18 protein-coding genes are annotated in these 16,946 nt (G+C 53.0%); 6 read left to right on the forward strand and 12 right to left on the reverse strand.

All coding sequences use genetic code 11. The features are described 5' to 3' along the window. Positions 1-50 precede the first annotated feature (50 nt). The 3 genes from PSE_RS18270 (at position 51) to PSE_RS18280 (ending at position 1,841) form a co-directional block, all read left to right on the forward strand. Positions 51-461, forward strand: a complete 411-nt coding sequence (locus PSE_RS18270; protein WP_008552976.1) for a DUF2147 domain-containing protein — start codon at positions 51-53, stop codon at positions 459-461. Between the two features lie 101 nt (positions 462-562). Beyond that, positions 563-994 (forward strand): DUF2147 domain-containing protein, encoded by a 432-nt coding sequence (locus PSE_RS18275; protein ID WP_014286202.1) that lies wholly within the window; start codon positions 563-565, stop codon positions 992-994. Positions 995-1,205: 211 nt separating this feature from the next. Continuing rightward, a complete protein-coding gene (locus PSE_RS18280; protein ID WP_208997984.1) occupies positions 1,206-1,841 on the forward strand; it encodes a TetR/AcrR family transcriptional regulator in 636 nt (211 codons plus the stop codon). Between the two features lie 41 nt (positions 1,842-1,882). Here PSE_RS18280 and PSE_RS18285 read toward each other — a convergent pair whose 3' ends face one another. The 7 genes from PSE_RS18285 to PSE_RS18315 all read right to left on the reverse strand — a co-directional run bounded on the left by PSE_RS18285 (position 1,883) and on the right by PSE_RS18315 (position 9,125). Beyond that, positions 1,883-2,428 (reverse strand): TlpA disulfide reductase family protein, encoded by a 546-nt coding sequence (locus tag PSE_RS18285; RefSeq protein WP_208997985.1) that lies wholly within the window; start codon positions 2,426-2,428, stop codon positions 1,883-1,885. Positions 2,429-2,559: 131 nt separating this feature from the next. Beyond that, complete coding sequence (locus PSE_RS18290) at positions 2,560-3,267, reverse strand: glutathione S-transferase N-terminal domain-containing protein (RefSeq protein WP_014286205.1); 708 nt, start codon at positions 3,265-3,267, stop codon at positions 2,560-2,562. Positions 3,268-3,389: 122 nt separating this feature from the next. Next, positions 3,390-3,842 (reverse strand): GNAT family N-acetyltransferase, encoded by a 453-nt coding sequence (locus tag PSE_RS18295; protein ID WP_014286206.1) that lies wholly within the window; start codon positions 3,840-3,842, stop codon positions 3,390-3,392. Between the two features lie 18 nt (positions 3,843-3,860). Continuing rightward, entirely contained in the window at positions 3,861-5,429 is a 1,569-nt protein-coding gene (locus PSE_RS18300) for a glycosyltransferase family 39 protein (RefSeq protein WP_014286207.1), read from the reverse strand. A 124-nt stretch (positions 5,430-5,553) separates the two neighbouring features. Then, the gene (gene mdoH, locus PSE_RS18305) at positions 5,554-7,305 is read right to left on the reverse strand and encodes a glucans biosynthesis glucosyltransferase MdoH (RefSeq protein ID WP_014286208.1); all 1,752 of its coding nucleotides are present in this window, start codon (positions 7,303-7,305) and stop codon (positions 5,554-5,556) included. Between the two features lie 3 nt (positions 7,306-7,308). Next, entirely contained in the window at positions 7,309-7,512 is a 204-nt protein-coding gene (locus tag PSE_RS18310) for a hypothetical protein (protein WP_014286209.1), read from the reverse strand. Positions 7,513-7,517: 5 nt separating this feature from the next. Then, positions 7,518-9,125, reverse strand: a complete 1,608-nt coding sequence (locus PSE_RS18315) for a glucan biosynthesis protein (RefSeq protein WP_008552934.1) — start codon at positions 9,123-9,125, stop codon at positions 7,518-7,520. 534 nt (positions 9,126-9,659) lie between these two features. Here PSE_RS18315 and PSE_RS18320 point away from each other — a divergent pair. Further along, positions 9,660-10,775, forward strand: a complete 1,116-nt coding sequence (locus PSE_RS18320; protein ID WP_014286210.1) for a Gfo/Idh/MocA family protein — start codon at positions 9,660-9,662, stop codon at positions 10,773-10,775. Positions 10,776-10,841: 66 nt separating this feature from the next. On the opposite strand, the gene gatB is transcribed toward PSE_RS18320, so the two are convergent. Both gatB and PSE_RS18330 read right to left on the reverse strand, forming a co-directional pair. Then, complete coding sequence (gene gatB, locus PSE_RS18325; protein WP_014286211.1) at positions 10,842-12,326, reverse strand: Asp-tRNA(Asn)/Glu-tRNA(Gln) amidotransferase subunit GatB; 1,485 nt, start codon at positions 12,324-12,326, stop codon at positions 10,842-10,844. A 235-nt stretch (positions 12,327-12,561) separates the two neighbouring features. Beyond that, on the reverse strand, positions 12,562-12,858 hold the full coding sequence (locus PSE_RS18330; RefSeq protein WP_008552962.1) for a hypothetical protein: 297 nt from the start codon (positions 12,856-12,858) through the stop codon (positions 12,562-12,564). Positions 12,859-13,265: 407 nt separating this feature from the next. Here PSE_RS18330 and PSE_RS18335 point away from each other — a divergent pair, with 407 nt between their 5' ends. Beyond that, positions 13,266-13,523 (forward strand): YjhX family toxin, encoded by a 258-nt coding sequence (locus PSE_RS18335; RefSeq protein WP_014286212.1) that lies wholly within the window; start codon positions 13,266-13,268, stop codon positions 13,521-13,523. Positions 13,524-13,571: 48 nt separating this feature from the next. On the opposite strand, the gene PSE_RS18340 is transcribed toward PSE_RS18335, so the two are convergent. Continuing rightward, on the reverse strand, positions 13,572-14,396 hold the full coding sequence (locus tag PSE_RS18340) for an alpha/beta fold hydrolase (RefSeq protein ID WP_014286213.1): 825 nt from the start codon (positions 14,394-14,396) through the stop codon (positions 13,572-13,574). A gap of 48 nt (positions 14,397-14,444) precedes the next feature. On the opposite strand from PSE_RS18340, the gene PSE_RS18345 reads away from it, so the two are divergent. Continuing rightward, the gene (locus PSE_RS18345; protein ID WP_014286214.1) at positions 14,445-14,756 is read left to right on the forward strand and encodes a helix-turn-helix transcriptional regulator; all 312 of its coding nucleotides are present in this window, start codon (positions 14,445-14,447) and stop codon (positions 14,754-14,756) included. A 64-nt stretch (positions 14,757-14,820) separates the two neighbouring features. On the opposite strand, the gene PSE_RS18350 is transcribed toward PSE_RS18345, so the two are convergent. Both PSE_RS18350 and PSE_RS18355 read right to left on the reverse strand, forming a co-directional pair. Next, positions 14,821-15,213, reverse strand: coding sequence for a hypothetical protein (locus tag PSE_RS18350; RefSeq protein ID WP_041768665.1), 393 nt, complete (start codon positions 15,211-15,213; stop codon positions 14,821-14,823). A 120-nt stretch (positions 15,214-15,333) separates the two neighbouring features. After that, positions 15,334-16,857 carry a multicopper oxidase family protein gene (locus PSE_RS18355; RefSeq protein ID WP_014286215.1) on the reverse strand — a complete coding sequence of 508 codons (1,524 nt, stop codon included), beginning with the start codon at positions 16,855-16,857 and terminating at the stop codon, positions 15,334-15,336. Positions 16,858-16,946: the final 89 nt, after the last annotated feature.

Raw genomic sequence — 16,946 nt, forward strand, 5'->3', positions numbered from 1 at the left:
TACGATAAGGTAAAGTCATTCTTAAAAGCTTCAGTGTTTTGGGAGGAACCATGAAAGCACCCTTTTTGAAGACATCTCTGGCCGCCCTGCTCTCGCTTGGCCTCACCACATCGGCTCTGGCTGCAGATGCAACAGGCACCTGGATGCGGGCTAATGGGACTGCAAAAATCAAGATCTCCAAATGTGGGGGCAATCTGTGCGGCAACATTGTCTGGTTGAAGAAGCCACGCAAAGATACCGAAAACCCTGATCCGAAACTGCGTGATCGGTCGCTGATCGGTACAAAAACCATTCTTGGTATGAAGCCAAATGGCAAAAACAGCTGGAAAGGGAAAGTTTACAACGCGGAAGACGGCAAAACCTACTCTGGTAAGATGGAACTGGTTTCTGACAACAAGCTAAAACTTGAAGGCTGCGTTCTGATCTTCTGTAAAGGCGACACCTGGACCCGTACAAAGTAAATTTACCTTAGGCTCAAAGGGCTCAAGCCGAGACAGGCCTGTTATGTTAGCTAATCACCTGCTCCTTGATTGAGGCAGGTGATTAGGCAAACAGGTTGGAAATGACCCGTCCAGGCATCATCTTTTACTTCTTTCTTTTCATGGCTCCGGTGGCAGCTCCTGCCCATAGCTCCGATTTGCACGGCCTCTGGCAAACGGCAAAAGGAGCAATCATCAACATTTCCCAGTGCGGCACAGCCATGTGCGCACGGTTGCAGTCCTTCAGGCCACCTGATGGGCAACGACAACAAGACGTATTGGATCTGCGAAACCACGACACCGCGAAACGCACACGCAAAGTTCTCGGCCTCAGAGTCCTCTGGAACATAAAAGCAGCTGGTGAAAATAAATGGCAAGCAGAAGGGTATGACCCACGGCGGGGATACGAAGTCCGCATAGATCTGCACCTTCTGCCCAACGGTCTTTTAAGAATGACAGGCTGCAAAAAAGTCGTCCTCAACTTCTGCGAAAACGTCAATTGGCAACGCCGCTAGCCTTTCCCCTCTTGAGCGTCGAAAACTCAACAAATTGAGACATATCTCGCAGCATTCGTTTCCTGTTCTTTTCCCGCTATATGCTAAGGACAAGCCCTTGAACACCTTGCTGACTGGCATCTGAGCACGAACTTTTCGAGATTATGCCAGAAAGGCATGGCATCTGCTTTTGGTTTGCGTGAGCAGAAATCTAAGGATGGTTCAGCGGTTCATGGCCAGCAACACGAATCCCGATGATTTAATCCCGCCGCATAGGCTGGAAGAGATTTTTAAGATTGCCTTCCAGCTACTGCTGCGAAAGGGACGCGAAGCCGCAAGTATGGATGCAGTGGCTGAAGCTGCTGATATTGATGCTGATCTGCTGAGGCAAAGGTTCGAAGGAGAGCATGATCTCGTCGCCCCGGCCATGCGTTGGTACTTCATGCGGTTCAGTCAGCAGGTCAGCTCCAGTTCGGCCATGTATGCCGATATCTATTCCTGCATGTATCTGATGTTGACTGATTTTGCAGAGCTTTGCGAAGAGCAGAACCGCATCGAAGGCAGTCTTTACTGGTCGACCATTGGAGAAATTGGCCGGTTTGATCCCGTTTTGGGAAAAGAATATCTCGCCCTGCGCCTTGAATGGGCTACTGAAATTCGCAGGCGTTTGGTTAAATTTGAAAGTGATCTGCAAACGCCGGAAGACATTGATCATCTGGTGGACTATTTCATGATGGCGTTTGAAGGCATTATTCAGATGGTCAAGTTTGAAACTCCGCTGGATCAAATCTTCCCCGCCATCGACATCACAATGGAAGCGCTCACAAGCCGCATGAAAAAGAGCCCGAACATGCCGGGCTCCAAATAGGCGCATTATCAGTCTGAGGTGACTTCACCTCATATGTACACTCAGTTCCCTGAGGCAATGGTGCCTTTGCCCTGAAGGTGGCCGATAAAGGTCTCTTGGATCTGTGGTGCATCCCACTCCAGCGATCCTGGAATTCCACCAAGAACACCGCCGTTTTCATCCAGAAAGATTGTGTAGGGCATGGCCGCAACCTGGAACGCAGTGCCCATCGCCTGCATATCGACAGCCTGATAGCTGGTAAAGCGCTCAAGACCCAGACGATCCTGCAGGAAGCTTTGAATACGGCCATAAGGAACATCTTCCAGCGCAACCACGACAAACTGGCCATCGAGCCCTTGCGCTTTCAGCTCATCTTCGAAGCGCTCCATCGCCGGAAGTTCAACGCGGCAGTTTGGACACCATGTCGCCCAGAAATGCAAGATAGCTGGCCCTTTGGTGAAAGCCTCACCAAGTGTTTTCGTGCCATTGGCATCTCTCAGTTCAAGGCTGAACTTTGGATCTTCAAAAGAAGCCGCTGAAACGGGAGAGATCAGCGCCCAAACAGCCAGAAATAGGGAAGTCAGCAGTATTTTTTGAGCCCGCATCATATCAAGGTCCATTCACAAGTGATTTCAATTTATCATTCTGCGAGAGCCTAAGTTTGGCGACACGCCGGTTCAAATCAACTTAAAGTGCCGGTGTCGTGATTGAAGCTTAAAACTGCTGATCGTTGCAGGTATCAGCGCTGGTTGAACAGCACAGATTGTGCCTGCTTGTCCTCCGCAATATTGGAGCTGTCAGCCTCTGCTTTGCCAACCTCAAGCCCTTTCACCACAGCTGATCGCGCCAGCAACCGCTCACGCCAGGCTTTCACATGCGGAAACTCATCCAGATCCATGCCCTGACGCTCCCAACGATGAGACCAGCCAAAAATCGCCATGTCAGCAATCGTGTATTCTCCGGCGGCCACGTAGGAGCGATCCGCAAGCCGCTTGTTGAGCACCCCATAAAGCCGGTGAGTTTCATTGAAATAGCGGGTCATGGCATATTCAATTTTCTCGGGCGCATAAATACGGAAATGGTGGTTCTGACCAAGCATGGGGCCAAAACCGCCCATCTGCCACATAAGCCATTCCTCAGTTTCCACGCGGCCGCGCTCGTCAGACGGGTAGAACCTGTCAAACTTGCGCCCCAGATACTGCATGATAGCCCCGGACTCAAAAATGGAAATGGGTTCATCGCCTGGCCCTTCAGGGTCAACGATGGCAGGCATGCGATTGTTTGGGGCAATCTTCAAAAACTCAGGATCAAACTGTTCCCCGCGCCCAATGTTCACCAGTTTCAGATCATAGGGAACGCCCAGCTCTTCCAGCATGATTGAAATTTTCCAGCCATTTGGCGTTGGCCAGTAATAAAGCTCAATGGGTTTGGTCTGCGTTGCGGCCATGGGTCACCTGATAACAAGAATAGAAGAAAAGCGGAAGTAAGGGATTGGCACTGCCGGTCAGATACGAAACTTATTTCAGAACTGGCCAGCAGGAAACACTCGATGTCGCTGCCAGTTAACAGTTAGAAAACCAGCTTGAAGCCTTCGTGCGTCGGCACAAATCCGTTGCTCTTATAAAAGCGGTGCGCATCGGCACGCTCCTTATTGGATGTGAGCTGCACCATACAGCAGCCCTTTTCACGCGCCAACTCAACTGCATGTGAAAGCATCGCCTTACCGAGCCCCTTACCGCGCATATCAGAGCGGATATGCATGCTTTCAATCTGACCGCGCGGTTTGCCGTTAAAGGCCAGCCCGATCAGAAAGGACAGCTGAAACGTAGCAACCGGTTCGCCCTCGTCCAGCTCGCCAACATAAATATCGGTATCTGCCGCTTGCTGGATGGCGAGGAACGCTGGTCGGTACGTGTCAATCTCATCGCTTTCCAGATGAACACGCTGGGAGGAGGCCCCTCCGTTCATCATTTGCACAACAGCTTCAAGGTCTTCAGGCCGGGCGACACGTATCTTCAACATCAAAACACCACGTAGGAACTAGCGACAAATTTCAGAATCGCTATCCACTTTGGCGATCCCGAATGTGGTTTTACGGAAGTTCTCCTTCTTCCACAAATGAGGCCAGCTCACATCGATTTGGTGGGAATGCAATGTTTCGTCATGTGCCGGAGCTTTGCTGGACGCAAACCCGCCACTGCTGAGCGCGCTTTGCATTCCGCGATTGGTACCATCGTCGCCCATATCCCAGACGATAAAGCAATCTGAGCGTTGGTCAGTGCTGGGTTGGAAGCTTTGGATGATGTGGCGGGCGTCTGGCAAGGTGACGCGCAGATTACCGCCGGTGTATTCATCCAGAGAGACGATGGTTGCTTGTGCAGCCTCCGGGAATAGCGCTTTGAGCTGCTCGCCGAGGTCTTCATAAGGTTTCATATGCCGGCAGTAGCCGCCGCACATTTTTTTGTCGGGGGCCAGAAAGCCGGAGATGCGGATGCCGAGGACGACGAGGACCAGCACCGCCAGAACGCTGCTGTAGATTTTCACCGATCGCGCCGCATAGGTCCTGCGCGAAATCTGGAAGAAGATCACCAGCGGCAACAGCAGCAACACCGGATGCATGTGGCGCTCTTTGATGTATTGCGCACCGCTGAGCAGAACGCCCGTAAACGCCAATCCCAGCGAGATCAGCAGTGCGCGTTGCAGCAGTTGGCCGACGCGATACACCTCTGCATCAGAAGCAGTACGCTCCCTCACCTTCCCCTTACCAAACAGCGCCGGGAAGAACAGCAGCAGAACCAGAGGCAGAAACGGGGCGGAGAAGCCAAGCAGGCTGGTAAGCAGGCGCAGTTCGCCGGTCAGGATGCGGGTCACATCACTGCCCTGCTCTCCCTCCCGCATCACGTTGAGCGCAGAACCGACAAGAGCTTGCTCACTGCTGACAACCCAATAGAGGTAGGGGCTGTACATGAGCACCGCGATCACGCCGGAGGCCACCAGCAACGGCAGCCGTATCTGCCCGCGCCAGTAACGATCACTTAAGGCGGCCAAAAACATCGCAGCAGGCACCAGAACGTAAGAGTGCTTTGAGAGCATCCCCAAACCAACAGCAAGCCCCAGACACACCGCCGCCCCAACCGTCTTGTCCCGCAGCATCCAAAGGAAGCAGTAAACGGTGGCGGCGGAGGCGGCCATCAGCACCGCTGTGTGGGTCACCCCCTCATGCAGGTTGAAGCCGATCTGGTAGAACGCCACCCAGGAGAACACCGCCAAAGCCGCCAGCTTCTCATTGGCAATGGCCTGCCGTGCCACGCCGTAAAGAAACAACGCAAAACATAACACCAGCGAATACTTGAGAACCAGAAAGCTCCAGATGGTCGGGCCGAAGATCTTCTGCACGCCATAAAGCAGCCATTCGTAAACGGGAGGCTGGCGCACCTGATAGCCAAGCTTCAGCTCCTGCACAAACACGTTCTCAAACATGTCATCCGTGCTGAGTGTGGGAGAGAAGTAGCCGCGCAAAAGCAAATGCAGCAGCAAGTAGCCTGCAATCAGAACAACAACGCCCGCCGGTCGCCACCAAAAGCGGGTTGAAACTGTCTCTTCCGGCATTCACTCATCCCCCATGGAGACCCAGACCGGAAGCTTAAACACAAGACAAAACGCCAGATACAAAGAGGGCCACATACCAGCTGCTCAGCTGGTGGATGTGGCCCTCAAAGCACAAATGAACGGGTTATACCCTAAGATCTGCGGAGTATTTTTCCACATGGGCGAGCAGTTGGGCCGCGCCCTTCTGATCAGAGGAAAGCACAAACCCCAAACGCTCGGCAGCACGACTGCCCACATTGTATGAGCTTGCCCAGATGATGAACGGTGCCAGCAGCATCGGCAGCGCAACCGGCATCACCCACAGCCACAGCGCGGCTTCACCAATCCAGCTCAGGCCCATGGCCAGCGCACCAATCACGCTCACCCACCAAACAGACCGCAAACATTCCAGTAGCGGAAGGCGCGCAGCATCACGGTGAGCATTGGTCCATCCGCTGTCACGGCCCATCAGAACCTCAAACACAGAGCGACACTGGAACACCATCAGAACCGGAGCAAAAACCGCAGAGCTGATCAGCTCGACAAAACCGCCCAGAACACCTTTGCGAGAGGTTGTCTGATCACCCAAAAACACTTCCTTCAAAACAACAAGCGTCTTTGGCAGCACCAGCAGCGCAACAACACCAAACAACAGAGCTGCACCCTCATACGCCGCACTCATGGGTATGTGGCCCAGAACCGGCAGATGGTTCTTAAAGGTGTAAGCTTCCAGCACAGGCAGATCCAGCGGAGCAAACAGGCTGGCCAGCAAAAACGCAGCCCAGACCGGGGAGCTCAGGTAAGACATGATGCCAAGCATCAGGGAGAACCGGCCCCATGGCTTCAAAGCACGCGCGCCAATCACGCGGGAGTGCTGCAGGTTGCCCTGACACCAGCGCCGGTCACGCGCCGCGTAGCCAAGAATATTCTCGGGCGCGGCCTCATAAGAACCGGTGATCCGCGGATCACACTCCACCTGCCAGCCGGCACGGGCCAGAAGCACCGCTTCCACACTATCATGGCTCAGGATGTGTCCACCAAACGCCGCTGTATCATCCAGCTCCGGCAAACCACAGCTGGAGGCAAACGCACGAGTACGGATGATGGCGTTGTGACCCCAGAAAGGTCCACACTCGCCCTGCATGGCAGCAAGGCCAAAGGCATAGGCCCGGCCAAACATGCCAGAGGCAAACATCAGGCTACGGCCAAAATAGCTTTTCAAACCAACCAGCATCGGCACGGTCTGCAGCAGGCCAAGGTTTGGCTCCGCTTCCATACGGCCAACCATGTGCACCAATGTGTCAGCACGCATCAGGCTGTCCGCGTCCAGCACCACCATGTAACGGTAGGCACCACCACAACGCTGCACAAACTCGGCCACATTCCCGGCCTTCCGACCATGGTTATCAGTCCGGCGGCGGTAGAAGATCTTTTGCTCCGGATAACGCGCAACCAGTTGACGAACAACCTGTTCTTCCTGCACCGCAATCTCATCATTGCGGCTGTCAGAAAGCACATGCCAGTGAAACAGGTGTGTTGCATTCTTCGCGCGCAAATCATCCATCATGGCAGCAAGGCGCGCAGCAACTTCAGGCGCATCCTCGTGATAGATCGGCATCAGAATTGCAGTGGCAGAAGCTGGCAGAGCGCGCGGATCAGCATCAAGAGGCTTAACAGAGCGGCCATAAAGAAGGCCCAGCAAAACAGTTGCCCCACCCCAGGAAAGCCAGAGCGTGCTGATGAACAGCAGCGCGATCCGAACCACCTCATAGATGTTGAGGTGATCAGCGCTCAGGGCTGCATAAAACAACCCTGTAAAGCTGAGGGACAATGCAAGACAGAAGACAAAAGCCGCAGCCCGGCGGTGCCCTACCCCGTCGCGAAACGGCTTATCCATGGATTACCGCTCCGAGAAGGTGGAAATGGCTTTTCGCAAACTCGTCCGCTTGCCTGGCAAAGCTGAGTAGCTGCGCCCAAACCGCAGGCGGCGCCAGATCAGAACAAACCAGCTGTCACCGGCAGAAAGGTCCTGTATTGGCATGGCAAGCGGTGCAACAGGGCCGCTGCTCAGGTTAACGTGTGTAGAAAATAGTTCAGATTTCATAGGTCTCATGAGCTCCACCCCCACTGGTAAAGCCACTCTTCGGAAACTGCTTTTTCGCCGTCAGTCAGCTGAAGGCGTAACTCAACCGGGATTTCAAGGTCATCGCGGGAAACATCAAGAAACACACGATAAACACCCAGTTCTTCAATGTAGCGAACGTCCGCAAAGTCTACTGTGCCGTTTAAAGCAGCGTTTTCGATAAATGGTTTAGCGCGTACAAGCTGCTCCCCATTCAATCCGCTTTCAGCAAACAAAGAGGCATCAAAGTCCACCACAAACTTGCGGGTCAGCGAGTTCTCTTCAGAAGCTGAATGGCCTGCTTTACCAGAACGGGTCTGGGTAATCGGCATCAGCATCTGCTCAGAACGACCAACTTCATCACCCCAGTACATCTTGTAGTGGAACGAGAGTTCATCACCGGCTTTCACCGCTTCATTTGGCGACCAGAAGGCAACAATGTTGTCGTTGATTTCCTGATCGGTTGGAATTTCTGCAAGCATCACAGCACCGGAACCCCAGTCACCAAGAGGCTCGATCCAAAGGCTTGGACGCTTGTCATAGCGCGCTTCAAGATCTTGATAATTCTCAAGATTTTTATCGCGCTGCATCAAGCCGAACCCTGCTGGAGAACGTGCTCCAATGAAGGAAAGCTGCAGATTATCCGGGTTGGAAAGTGGCCGCCAGGAGGTCTTGCCATTGGCAAAACGCAGCTTCAGGCCATCACTGTCATGCACCTCAGGTCTGAAGTCATCAAACCCGACACGGTCGTTTTCACCGTAAAGGTACATGGAGGTTAGTGGTGCAATCCCAAGCCGCTCCACATCACTGCGGAAGAACAGATGTGCAGTCACATCCACTTCTGTCTGCTGGCCAGGTTCAAAGACAAACTGATACGCACCTGTAACACTCGGGCTATCAAGTTCCGCCCACACAGTCACCTTGTCGGAACCCTCAACCGGCTTGCCAAGGTAAAATGCGGTGAAGTTCGGAAACTCCTCCGGCTTGCCGCTGGCTGTATCAATAGCAAGCGCACGGGCAGACAAGCCATAAACATTGCCGGCACCCAAAGCACGGAAGTAGCTGGCGCCCAAAAACGCCACCAGTTCATCCATCCGCCCTTCCACATTCAGTGGGTTCAGCAGGCGGAATCCAGCCACGCCGGGAAAAGAAACATCGCTCAGAGATGCGGTCAGTTCTGCATCCTGATAGTCAAAGTCAGCAGCTTCAAACACAAATGGCTGAGCCGCGCCCTCTTTTACCTCATGAATTTTCAGAGGATTTTTGAACAGCCAACCCGGATGGAAAGCATGAACACGGAAATTCTCGGTGTCCTTCCATTTGCTGCGGTCACGCTTATAGGCAATTTTCCGATAACCATCGTACTTCAATGCAGCCAGCGCTTCCGGCAATTCTCCGGATGGTTCTGTATAGGCTTCCTGCGCCTGTGCCTTCATCTTTGCCACGAGTGCGCCAAAGGTAAATGGCATCTGAGACTGAGAGCTTTCGCTTGCACCAGCAGCTGCAGAAGAAGCGAAAGCCCCAAACCCAACACTGGAGCAAATGACGCCTAATACAGCGATATTGGAAAGAAAACTACTTCGTTGATTAAGCAACGAGACGCCCCCAAGGTTTCAAATACAACAAAGTGCAGTGTTCGCATACACTGCGCAACTATAAGTTCTAGCAGAGCCTAGATCTCAGACCAGACAAGTCTCCATAACGCCCGATCACCTGAAGTTTATCGTAGCGTAATAAGGCGGAGATGTGGTCGTGGCTAGGCGGAGAGGTGATGATTCACAGCGAAAATTAACCCTGTGAAACATCTCTAAACCATTAGAATTACTGAGATATTAGGGGCAACTTATTCAGGCGACACGTTTTCACCACGCTCTAACCCCAAACCCACCAAAAGCAATCGCGTCTCTTCGTCAACTTCTTTGCCTGCATAGGCTGTGATCTGACTATTCTTGGCAAACCCCAGACACTCAAATTCAGATGATATCCAGTCAACTTTTCTTGGGCGCGGCGCTATCTATTGCCGCTACGGCAGTAATGCTTACACAGAACAACACGCATTCTTATCAGTTTCTCTGAGCAGTTTTTAAGGCACTCCCCCTACCCTTTTCATAGGTTCTGAAGGAGGCCCTATGAAAATTGGCATCGGTCTGATCGGCGGCGGGTATATGGGAAAGCTGCATGCGGTGGCATTAAACGCAGCCGGTGCCGTGTTTGACACCAAGCTGCGCACCCGTCTGGAGATGATCTGCACCACCACCGAAGACGGAGCGGAGGACAAAGCCAGACAATTCGGGTTTGCACGCGCCACCAGCGATTGGCGCACACTGGTCAACGATCCGCATGTAGAAGCAATCGTCATCGCCAGCCCTCAGACCACCCATAGAGAAATTGCCCTTGAAGCATTCCGGCTCGGCAAACCGGTCCTCTGCGAAAAACCGCTCGGCGCCAGCCTGTCTGATGCCACTGCTATGGCACAAGCCGCAGAAGAATCCGGCCAGATTAATATGGTGGGCTTCAACTACATCCGCACCCCGGCAACCCAACTGGCCCTCAAACTTATCAAAGATGGGATCATTGGCGACATCACCTTCTTTCGCGGAGAACATACAGAAGACTTTTTCGCAGACCCGAATGCTCCAGCAACATGGCGCTCCAGCGGAGATGCCAACGGCACCATGGGAGACCTCTCCCCTCACATGATCAACTGCGCCCATGTTCTGGTCGGCGCAATCAAAAGCGTGAATGCTCAGATCGAAACCGTCTTCAAATCCCGCCCTTCCCAATGCGCGCCCAACATCGTCGAGCAAGTCACCAATGATGATGTCGCCCAGTTCATGTGCACCTTTGAAAATGGTGTCACCGGCCACCTGCTCTTCAGCCGCGTGGCTCTGGGCAAGAAAATGGGCATCATCTATGAGATCACGGGAACCAAAGGTGCGCTGCGGTTTGATCAGGAAGACCAGAACGCACTCTGGCTCTACCGCATGAAAGACGGTCCGGAGCAATCCGGCTTCCGCAAGATCCTCACCAACCCGCATCACCCGGATTACGCCGCTTTCTGCCTCGGCCCCGGACACGGCACCGGCTATCAGGATCAGCTGATCATTGAAGCTCGCGATTTTTTGGAGGCCATCGCAACTGGCGAAACTAAATGGCCGACTTTCAAGGACGGTCTTGAAGTCTCCAAAGTGGTCGACGCTGCCCGCCGCTCCCACAAATCCGGCAGTTGGGTTGATGTGAACTAGCTTTCGCAACAAAAAAGGCCCGCCAGATCGGCGGGCCTTTGAATTCTTTAAAGCTGGAAAACCGGCTTATTCCAGACCGATCTTCGCTTTCAGCATGTCAGATACAGCCTGTGGGTTTGCTTTACCCTTGGACGCTTTCATCACCTGACCAACGAACCAACCCAGCATGCCTGGCTTTTCTTTCGCCTGCTCTGCTTTGTCAGCGTTCGCTGCGAGGATCTCATCCACGATGCCTTCAATCGCACCAAGGTCAGTCACCTGCTTCATGCCGCGATCTTCAACGATCTGCGCTGGGTCACCACCTTCAGTCCAAACGATCTCAAAGAGGTCCTTCGCGATCTTACCGGAAATGGTGCCTGCCTTGATCAGATCAATGATCTTACCCAGCTGCTCAGAAGAGATCGGGCTGGTGGTAACGTCCAGACCTTCTTTGTTCAGGCGGCCAAAGGTATCGTTGATCACCCAGTTTGCAGCCAGCTTCGCATCACGACCCTTCGCAACTTCCTCAAAGAAGTCACAGGAAACGCGCTCAGCAACCAGAATGTCAGCGTCGTATGGTGTCAGGCCAAATTCGTTGATGTAACGTGCCTTCTTCTCATCCGGCAGCTCTGGCAGGTTCGCAGACATTTCATCAACCAGTGCCTGAGTGAACTCAAGCGGAAGCAGGTCAGGGTCTGGGAAGTAGCGGTAATCATGCGCTTCTTCTTTAGAGCGCATGGAACGGGTCTCGCCCTTCACGCTATCAAACAGGCGTGTTTCCTGATCGATCTCGCCACCATCTTCCAGAATACCGATCTGACGACGTGCTTCATATTCAATCGCCTGACCAACGAAACGGATGGAGTTCACGTTCTTGATCTCACAGCGCGTACCGAACTCGCCGCCTGGCTTGCGAACAGAAACGTTCACGTCCGCACGCATAGAACCCTGGTCCATGTTGCCGTCACAAGTGCCGAGGTAACGCAGAATGGTGCGCAGCTTGGTCAGGTACGCTTTTGCTTCGTCAGCGGAGCGAATGTCCGGCTTGGAAACAATTTCCATCAGCGCCACGCCAGAACGGTTCAGGTCCACGAAAGACATGGTTGGGTGCTGGTCATGCAGGGATTTACCCGCATCCTGCTCCAGGTGCAGACGCTCAACGCCCACTTCAACCTGCTCCCCGTCCTTCATATCCAGATGGATGGTGCCTTCACCAACGATCGGCTGTTTGAACTGGGAGATCTGGTAGCCCTGCGGCAGATCTGGGTAGAAGTAGTTTTTGCGGTCAAAAACGGACTTCAGATTGATCTCTGCTTTCAGGCCAAGACCGGTACGGATCGCCTGACGCACACACTCTTCGTTGATCACTGGCAGCATGCCCGGCATCGCTGCATCAACCAAGCTCACATTATTATTCGGATCGCTGCCAAAGCTGGTGGAAGCGCCCGAGAAAAGCTTGGCCTCAGAGGTCACCTGAGCGTGAACCTCCATGCCGATTACGATTTCCCAGTCGCCTGTTGCACCCTTAATGAATTTCTTCGGGTCTGGCGTCCGCGTATCGACAAGCGTCATGCGATCAATATCCTGTGTTCGTTAAAGTCTTCGCATAAAAATCGGCCACGCAAATGCACGGCCACGAAGACCACCTAATTTCTCAATGGTGTTGGGTAGGCCATCAACCCCGCAATGGCAAGTGAATCTTCGCCCGTTTTTTGCGCAGAGTGCCTAAATTTCGGGGAGAAGCCTGTAGAAAGTCATCTTCAGACGTACCAAGCTTGACCCACGCTGAAGTCAGCGCCCTCACCCATCACTTTGCGCGGCGACGGCGTGCCCCAATTTTCATAGCAATAGCACTTACAATCAGGCCCGTTGCAAAGCGGAACGGAAACAGCGCCAGCGGACCAACCTCCGGGTTCCACGGCATCGGAATCCCCACCAGCTTGATCGCACCTTCCAAAAACAGGCTCAGCGCAGCTGCAGCAAATCCGGCAATGAAGATCTTTGCTCTCTGATTGGAATAGTAACCCATATAAGCGGCGATCAGGATCGCAAACGGATTCAAAAGCCCCGGCCAAAGCAGGATTACGGAGATATCATCAGTCATCTAAGTCTCATTCAGATCAGGACGGCGGTATCTGTGAACCGCCACATATGCGCTACGTAGTTCCCCTAGCACATTCTGCAAGGAACTACTCAATAGACTTAGAGCGCATCCCCGAAAATGCACCCTCACATTACTTAAACCCAACAAAACCACCCGGCGACACCCACACATGCGCAAATCTGCAACACTCGCTCAGCTCTGCGCAGCACGCCTCCTCACTTCCCTTGCATCACAATGCGCCCTTGCCTATAAGGCGGCCATCAATCAATGGAGTTTTGATGCGAGCTCGACAAGAGTCCCGGTAAAGCCCTGTCGAAGTTAGACAGGGCATGCACATAGAAACCAACCTCACTGACCGCATGAGCGGGCAGACGAGATAAGTGCATCTTCAAAACTCAAAGACATCAATGGATATTTCGAAAGCTGAACAGCGCATTTTGCATGTGCTGGCACAAGGCGGCTGCATTGAATTGCGCCGCGACGACGATGGCACTCTGGAAGAAATGAACTGCATCACCCGCGACGGATGGTACTACGCCGGCCTTTCTGAACACATCTTCAGAAAGCTGAAGTACCGGCGCCTGATCTCCTCCAAAGGAGGCCGTCCATACCGGATCACCAAACTGGGTCTCTCCCGCGTCCGCAGCCAGCTCGACAATCGCTGACAAAACCACCCCGCAGCATCAGGCTGCGGGGTAAACCTTCACTACTCGCTATCTGACATGATCAGAGATCTGCTTCAAAACCGCAGCAACGATAACTTCTGGCCGATCTTCCTGAACCAGATGCCCTGCCTCAGAGATCAACTGACACGCTTGGCCAGATAAGGACTGCGCGAGCGCCTCCCCTTTCTGAGGAGGAATCCACTCATCACAAGCACCCCAGAGAACTGAAACCGGACAATCCAAAGGTCCATAAAGCGGCTCAACCTCATCCGTGTACTTTTGGTCCATCTGTGCAATCTGCCGGTAAAACGCGGGCTGACCAACCGGGCCAGTCCACGGCGCGCTATAAATCTCCAACGCCTCTTCAGAAAGCTCATTATGCGCGGCAGTTTGCAGGTAAGCACGCAACATCGCCTTATGCATATACTCCGGCATCTCAGCAAAGGCAGCTGTATGCTTGCGAACATGTTGAACCAGTGGCGAGCCCCAGGGCGCCAGCGCAACAGCATCAAAAATTGTCAGTGATCCATAACGCAAGCCATCCAGATAATAGGCTCGCAAAGCCGTTGCTCCGCCAAAATCATGCGCCAGCACATCAGGACGCGTCAGACCCCACTCTTCAAACAGAGCTGCCAACACCTTATTCTGCATCCCCAGAGAAACATCCTGCCCTTCACGCATTTCAGAAAGACCATAGCCTACCAGATCAAAATAGTAGACCGTTCTGCGGTCCATGATATGGGGCACAACTCTGCGCCAGACCTGAGATGAAAAGGGTGTTCCGTGAACAGCCACCAACGGCGGCCCATCGCCCACCTTGCCCCAGCGCACGGCATTCCCATGAATGTTGGAGGTATATGGAAGTTCAAGCATAACACGACCCACATTGACATTTAGCTAAATGACTATATGAATATTCAAATGGAAAGAGCAATACAAATAAAGGCCATCTCCAGCGAGCCGAGACTGAAAGTTCTGCGCCTCCTCACAGAGCCTCAAAAACACTTCAGCCATCAGCAATCCGCTGATCCGGTTGAGTTTGGCGTGTGCATGACATTGATTGCAGAAGCTTTAGGCATTGCCCAACCCACAGCCAGCAGGCATCTGGACATCCTCAAGCAGGCTGGTTTCATAACAGCCCAGAAGCACCTGAAATGGTCCTACTGCAAACGCGATGAAGCAGCGATAAAAGACTTCCTGAAATGGCTGGGAGATGAGATTGCACCGTTCTAACCAACCAGCCCCGCAGTTACGCACTACAAGGGCTGGCACTCACTTCCACAGATGAGCTTGGCCATCAGCAAGTCGTGAAAAAGAACCTGCGATCCTTCTTTTCGCGAAATGGATAAACATGACAGGTAGTTTGATACCATCCCCGATCCCACAGCTCGACGGTAATATGAGTTGCAGATGGGGTTCCGCCGGGATGCCACACGCCGTTCTCATCACGCAGGCGCAGGTACAAACCGTCAGTTCCTTCCGCATTGCGATAAGCACGTTGAATGTTGGTATTGTAGGACTCGCTCAACACTTGCCGAACGGTTGGACCGGTAAAACTTGATCGCGAGTTCAAGGTAGCATTGCCAACAAGCTTATCAGGTTCAGCGGCCCAATAAATATCAGCCTGCGCACTCGGCAGAGCAACTCCCAGTGTCAGCAAACAGACACTCATAAACTTTCCGATTTTCATTATTTCTTCCTTTCCCCGAAACTTCGGGCAAAAGGAAGACGCAGCAAACTTGGTGATGCGCAGCTGAAATCAGTAACAGCGTGAACACATCCAAAGCTCTAGCCCATTAAAAACCGCAGGTTATTGCCTCAGCAACTCACGCTCATCCACCACGTAGCGCACCGGCTGCATCATGCCGACGGCAAGATGCCAGATGTTGTGACAGTGGTACGCCCACATGCCGGGATTGTTGGCCAGAAATTCAATGGTCACCGTCTCCCCTTTCGGCACCCAGACCGCATCCATAATCGGAGCAAAATCATCATCGGCACTGCCAAGCACGCGGAAGGTATGGCCGTGCAAATGCATCGGGTGAGACATCGGTGAGCGGTTGATCATGCGCAGCTGAACCACCTCTCCCTGCTGAATGTCCAGATATGTTTTTTCTGGATGAGGACCAGCAAATGGCTCCGGCCAATAATGGTTGTTCATCATCCACTCGTACTTCTTCATCTTGCCGGAAAGAAGCACATCATAAACCCGGTCAACCTTGCGACCGAAACCGGATGGATTGAGCGATTGCAAACTCCGGAAATCAACCGTCACCCCATCAAATGTGGGCCGTTTGTCATTCACAGATACCTGCGCATCATCAGTGTGAATAACTCCAAGGCACTGCTTGTCATCACCTAAGGCTGCGGCATGGATCGTGTAACTGCCACTGTCTGGCACATCAACCAGCACATCATAGCGCGCAGAGGTCGGCACAATGACATTCTGCCCTTCAATGGGCTTTACCCGGTTGCCATCCACCTCGATGACAGAAAACTTCAACCCATCAATGGAAATGCGAAAGAACGAGCTGCCGGAAGAGTTGATCAATCGCAGCCGCAACCGTGAGCCTTTTTTGACAGTCAGCGTCCACGGCTTAGAGTTCGGCTGCCCATTCAGCGTATAGCCAACATTTACAACATCAATATCAAAGTCTTTGGTGTTCGGTGGTTCATAGGCATCCTTGATCTCGGGCCGATGCCGCCCACTTCTGAGCTCTTCAATAATTTCCTTCCCCTCTGCCGGGGGGATATCGCTGAACATCAAAGCTTCATCATAATCATAGGAATACGGATTGTCCTTGGGATCAATGATAAGCGGACCAAGAAGCCCATACTGCTCCTGCACACCAAGGTGAGAATGATAATAGTAGCTGCCCTGCTGAACCAACGGGAATTCATAGTACTGCGAGGTTCCGGCCTCAATCGGCAACTGTGCAATCTCAGGTACACCATCCTGCAGGGACGGAAGCAAAATACCATGCCAATGAATGCAGGTTGGCTGGGTCATCCGGTTGTTGATGAGCACCCGGAACATATCCCCTTCTGTGTAGCGGATGGGCGTGCCCGGCCATGTGCCCCCAACCAGCATGCCCTGCAGATCAACCCCATATTGCGAATAAGGCTTTTCATCCACGACCAGCGTGTAATCTGGTTTGGCAACACCTGCCCCAAGCAAAGACTTGGCGCAGCCGGTTTCAGGAGGAACGGAAGCTGGAGGGAGAACGGGCTGTGATTGTTGCGCCCCGGCATTTCCCGCAATGAATGTCGCCGCACCTGCCGCAAGCCCGCCGCTTGCGCTGGTTTTCACAAAGTCTCGACGGCTCAGCTTCATGGGGCACCTGCTCTTCCACACATCAAAAGAGCAGCTTAAGGCACGGAACGCCTACATTTCCCTAGCATTTTCGAGAGGATTATAAGGAA

This window comes from Pseudovibrio sp. FO-BEG1 (genome assembly GCF_000236645.1).
GTDB lineage: Bacteria > Pseudomonadota > Alphaproteobacteria > Rhizobiales > Stappiaceae > Pseudovibrio.

What these genes read in the sequence shown, in the direction of transcription:
- PSE_RS18270 (WP_008552976.1), top strand. Translation starts at nt 51, where the DNA reads ATGAAAGCACCCTTTTTGAAGACATCTCTGGCCGCCCTGCTCTCGCTT.
- PSE_RS18275 (WP_014286202.1), top strand. Translation starts at nt 563, where the DNA reads ATGACCCGTCCAGGCATCATCTTTTACTTCTTTCTTTTCATGGCTCCG.
- PSE_RS18280 (WP_208997984.1), top strand. Translation starts at nt 1,206, where the DNA reads ATGGCCAGCAACACGAATCCCGATGATTTAATCCCGCCGCATAGGCTG.
- PSE_RS18285 (WP_208997985.1), bottom strand. Translation starts at nt 2,428, where the DNA reads ATGATGCGGGCTCAAAAAATACTGCTGACTTCCCTATTTCTGGCTGTT.
- PSE_RS18290 (WP_014286205.1), bottom strand. Translation starts at nt 3,267, where the DNA reads ATGGCCGCAACGCAGACCAAACCCATTGAGCTTTATTACTGGCCAACG.
- PSE_RS18295 (WP_014286206.1), bottom strand. Translation starts at nt 3,842, where the DNA reads ATGTTGAAGATACGTGTCGCCCGGCCTGAAGACCTTGAAGCTGTTGTG.
- PSE_RS18300 (WP_014286207.1), bottom strand. Translation starts at nt 5,429, where the DNA reads ATGCCGGAAGAGACAGTTTCAACCCGCTTTTGGTGGCGACCGGCGGGC.
- mdoH (WP_014286208.1), bottom strand. Translation starts at nt 7,305, where the DNA reads ATGGATAAGCCGTTTCGCGACGGGGTAGGGCACCGCCGGGCTGCGGCT.
- PSE_RS18310 (WP_014286209.1), bottom strand. Translation starts at nt 7,512, where the DNA reads ATGAAATCTGAACTATTTTCTACACACGTTAACCTGAGCAGCGGCCCT.
- PSE_RS18320 (WP_014286210.1), top strand. Translation starts at nt 9,660, where the DNA reads ATGAAAATTGGCATCGGTCTGATCGGCGGCGGGTATATGGGAAAGCTG.
- gatB (WP_014286211.1), bottom strand. Translation starts at nt 12,326, where the DNA reads ATGACGCTTGTCGATACGCGGACGCCAGACCCGAAGAAATTCATTAAG.
- PSE_RS18330 (WP_008552962.1), bottom strand. Translation starts at nt 12,858, where the DNA reads ATGACTGATGATATCTCCGTAATCCTGCTTTGGCCGGGGCTTTTGAAT.
- PSE_RS18335 (WP_014286212.1), top strand. Translation starts at nt 13,266, where the DNA reads ATGGATATTTCGAAAGCTGAACAGCGCATTTTGCATGTGCTGGCACAA.
- PSE_RS18340 (WP_014286213.1), bottom strand. Translation starts at nt 14,396, where the DNA reads ATGCTTGAACTTCCATATACCTCCAACATTCATGGGAATGCCGTGCGC.
- PSE_RS18345 (WP_014286214.1), top strand. Translation starts at nt 14,445, where the DNA reads ATGGAAAGAGCAATACAAATAAAGGCCATCTCCAGCGAGCCGAGACTG.
- PSE_RS18350 (WP_041768665.1), bottom strand. Translation starts at nt 15,213, where the DNA reads ATGAAAATCGGAAAGTTTATGAGTGTCTGTTTGCTGACACTGGGAGTT.
- PSE_RS18355 (WP_014286215.1), bottom strand. Translation starts at nt 16,857, where the DNA reads ATGAAGCTGAGCCGTCGAGACTTTGTGAAAACCAGCGCAAGCGGCGGG.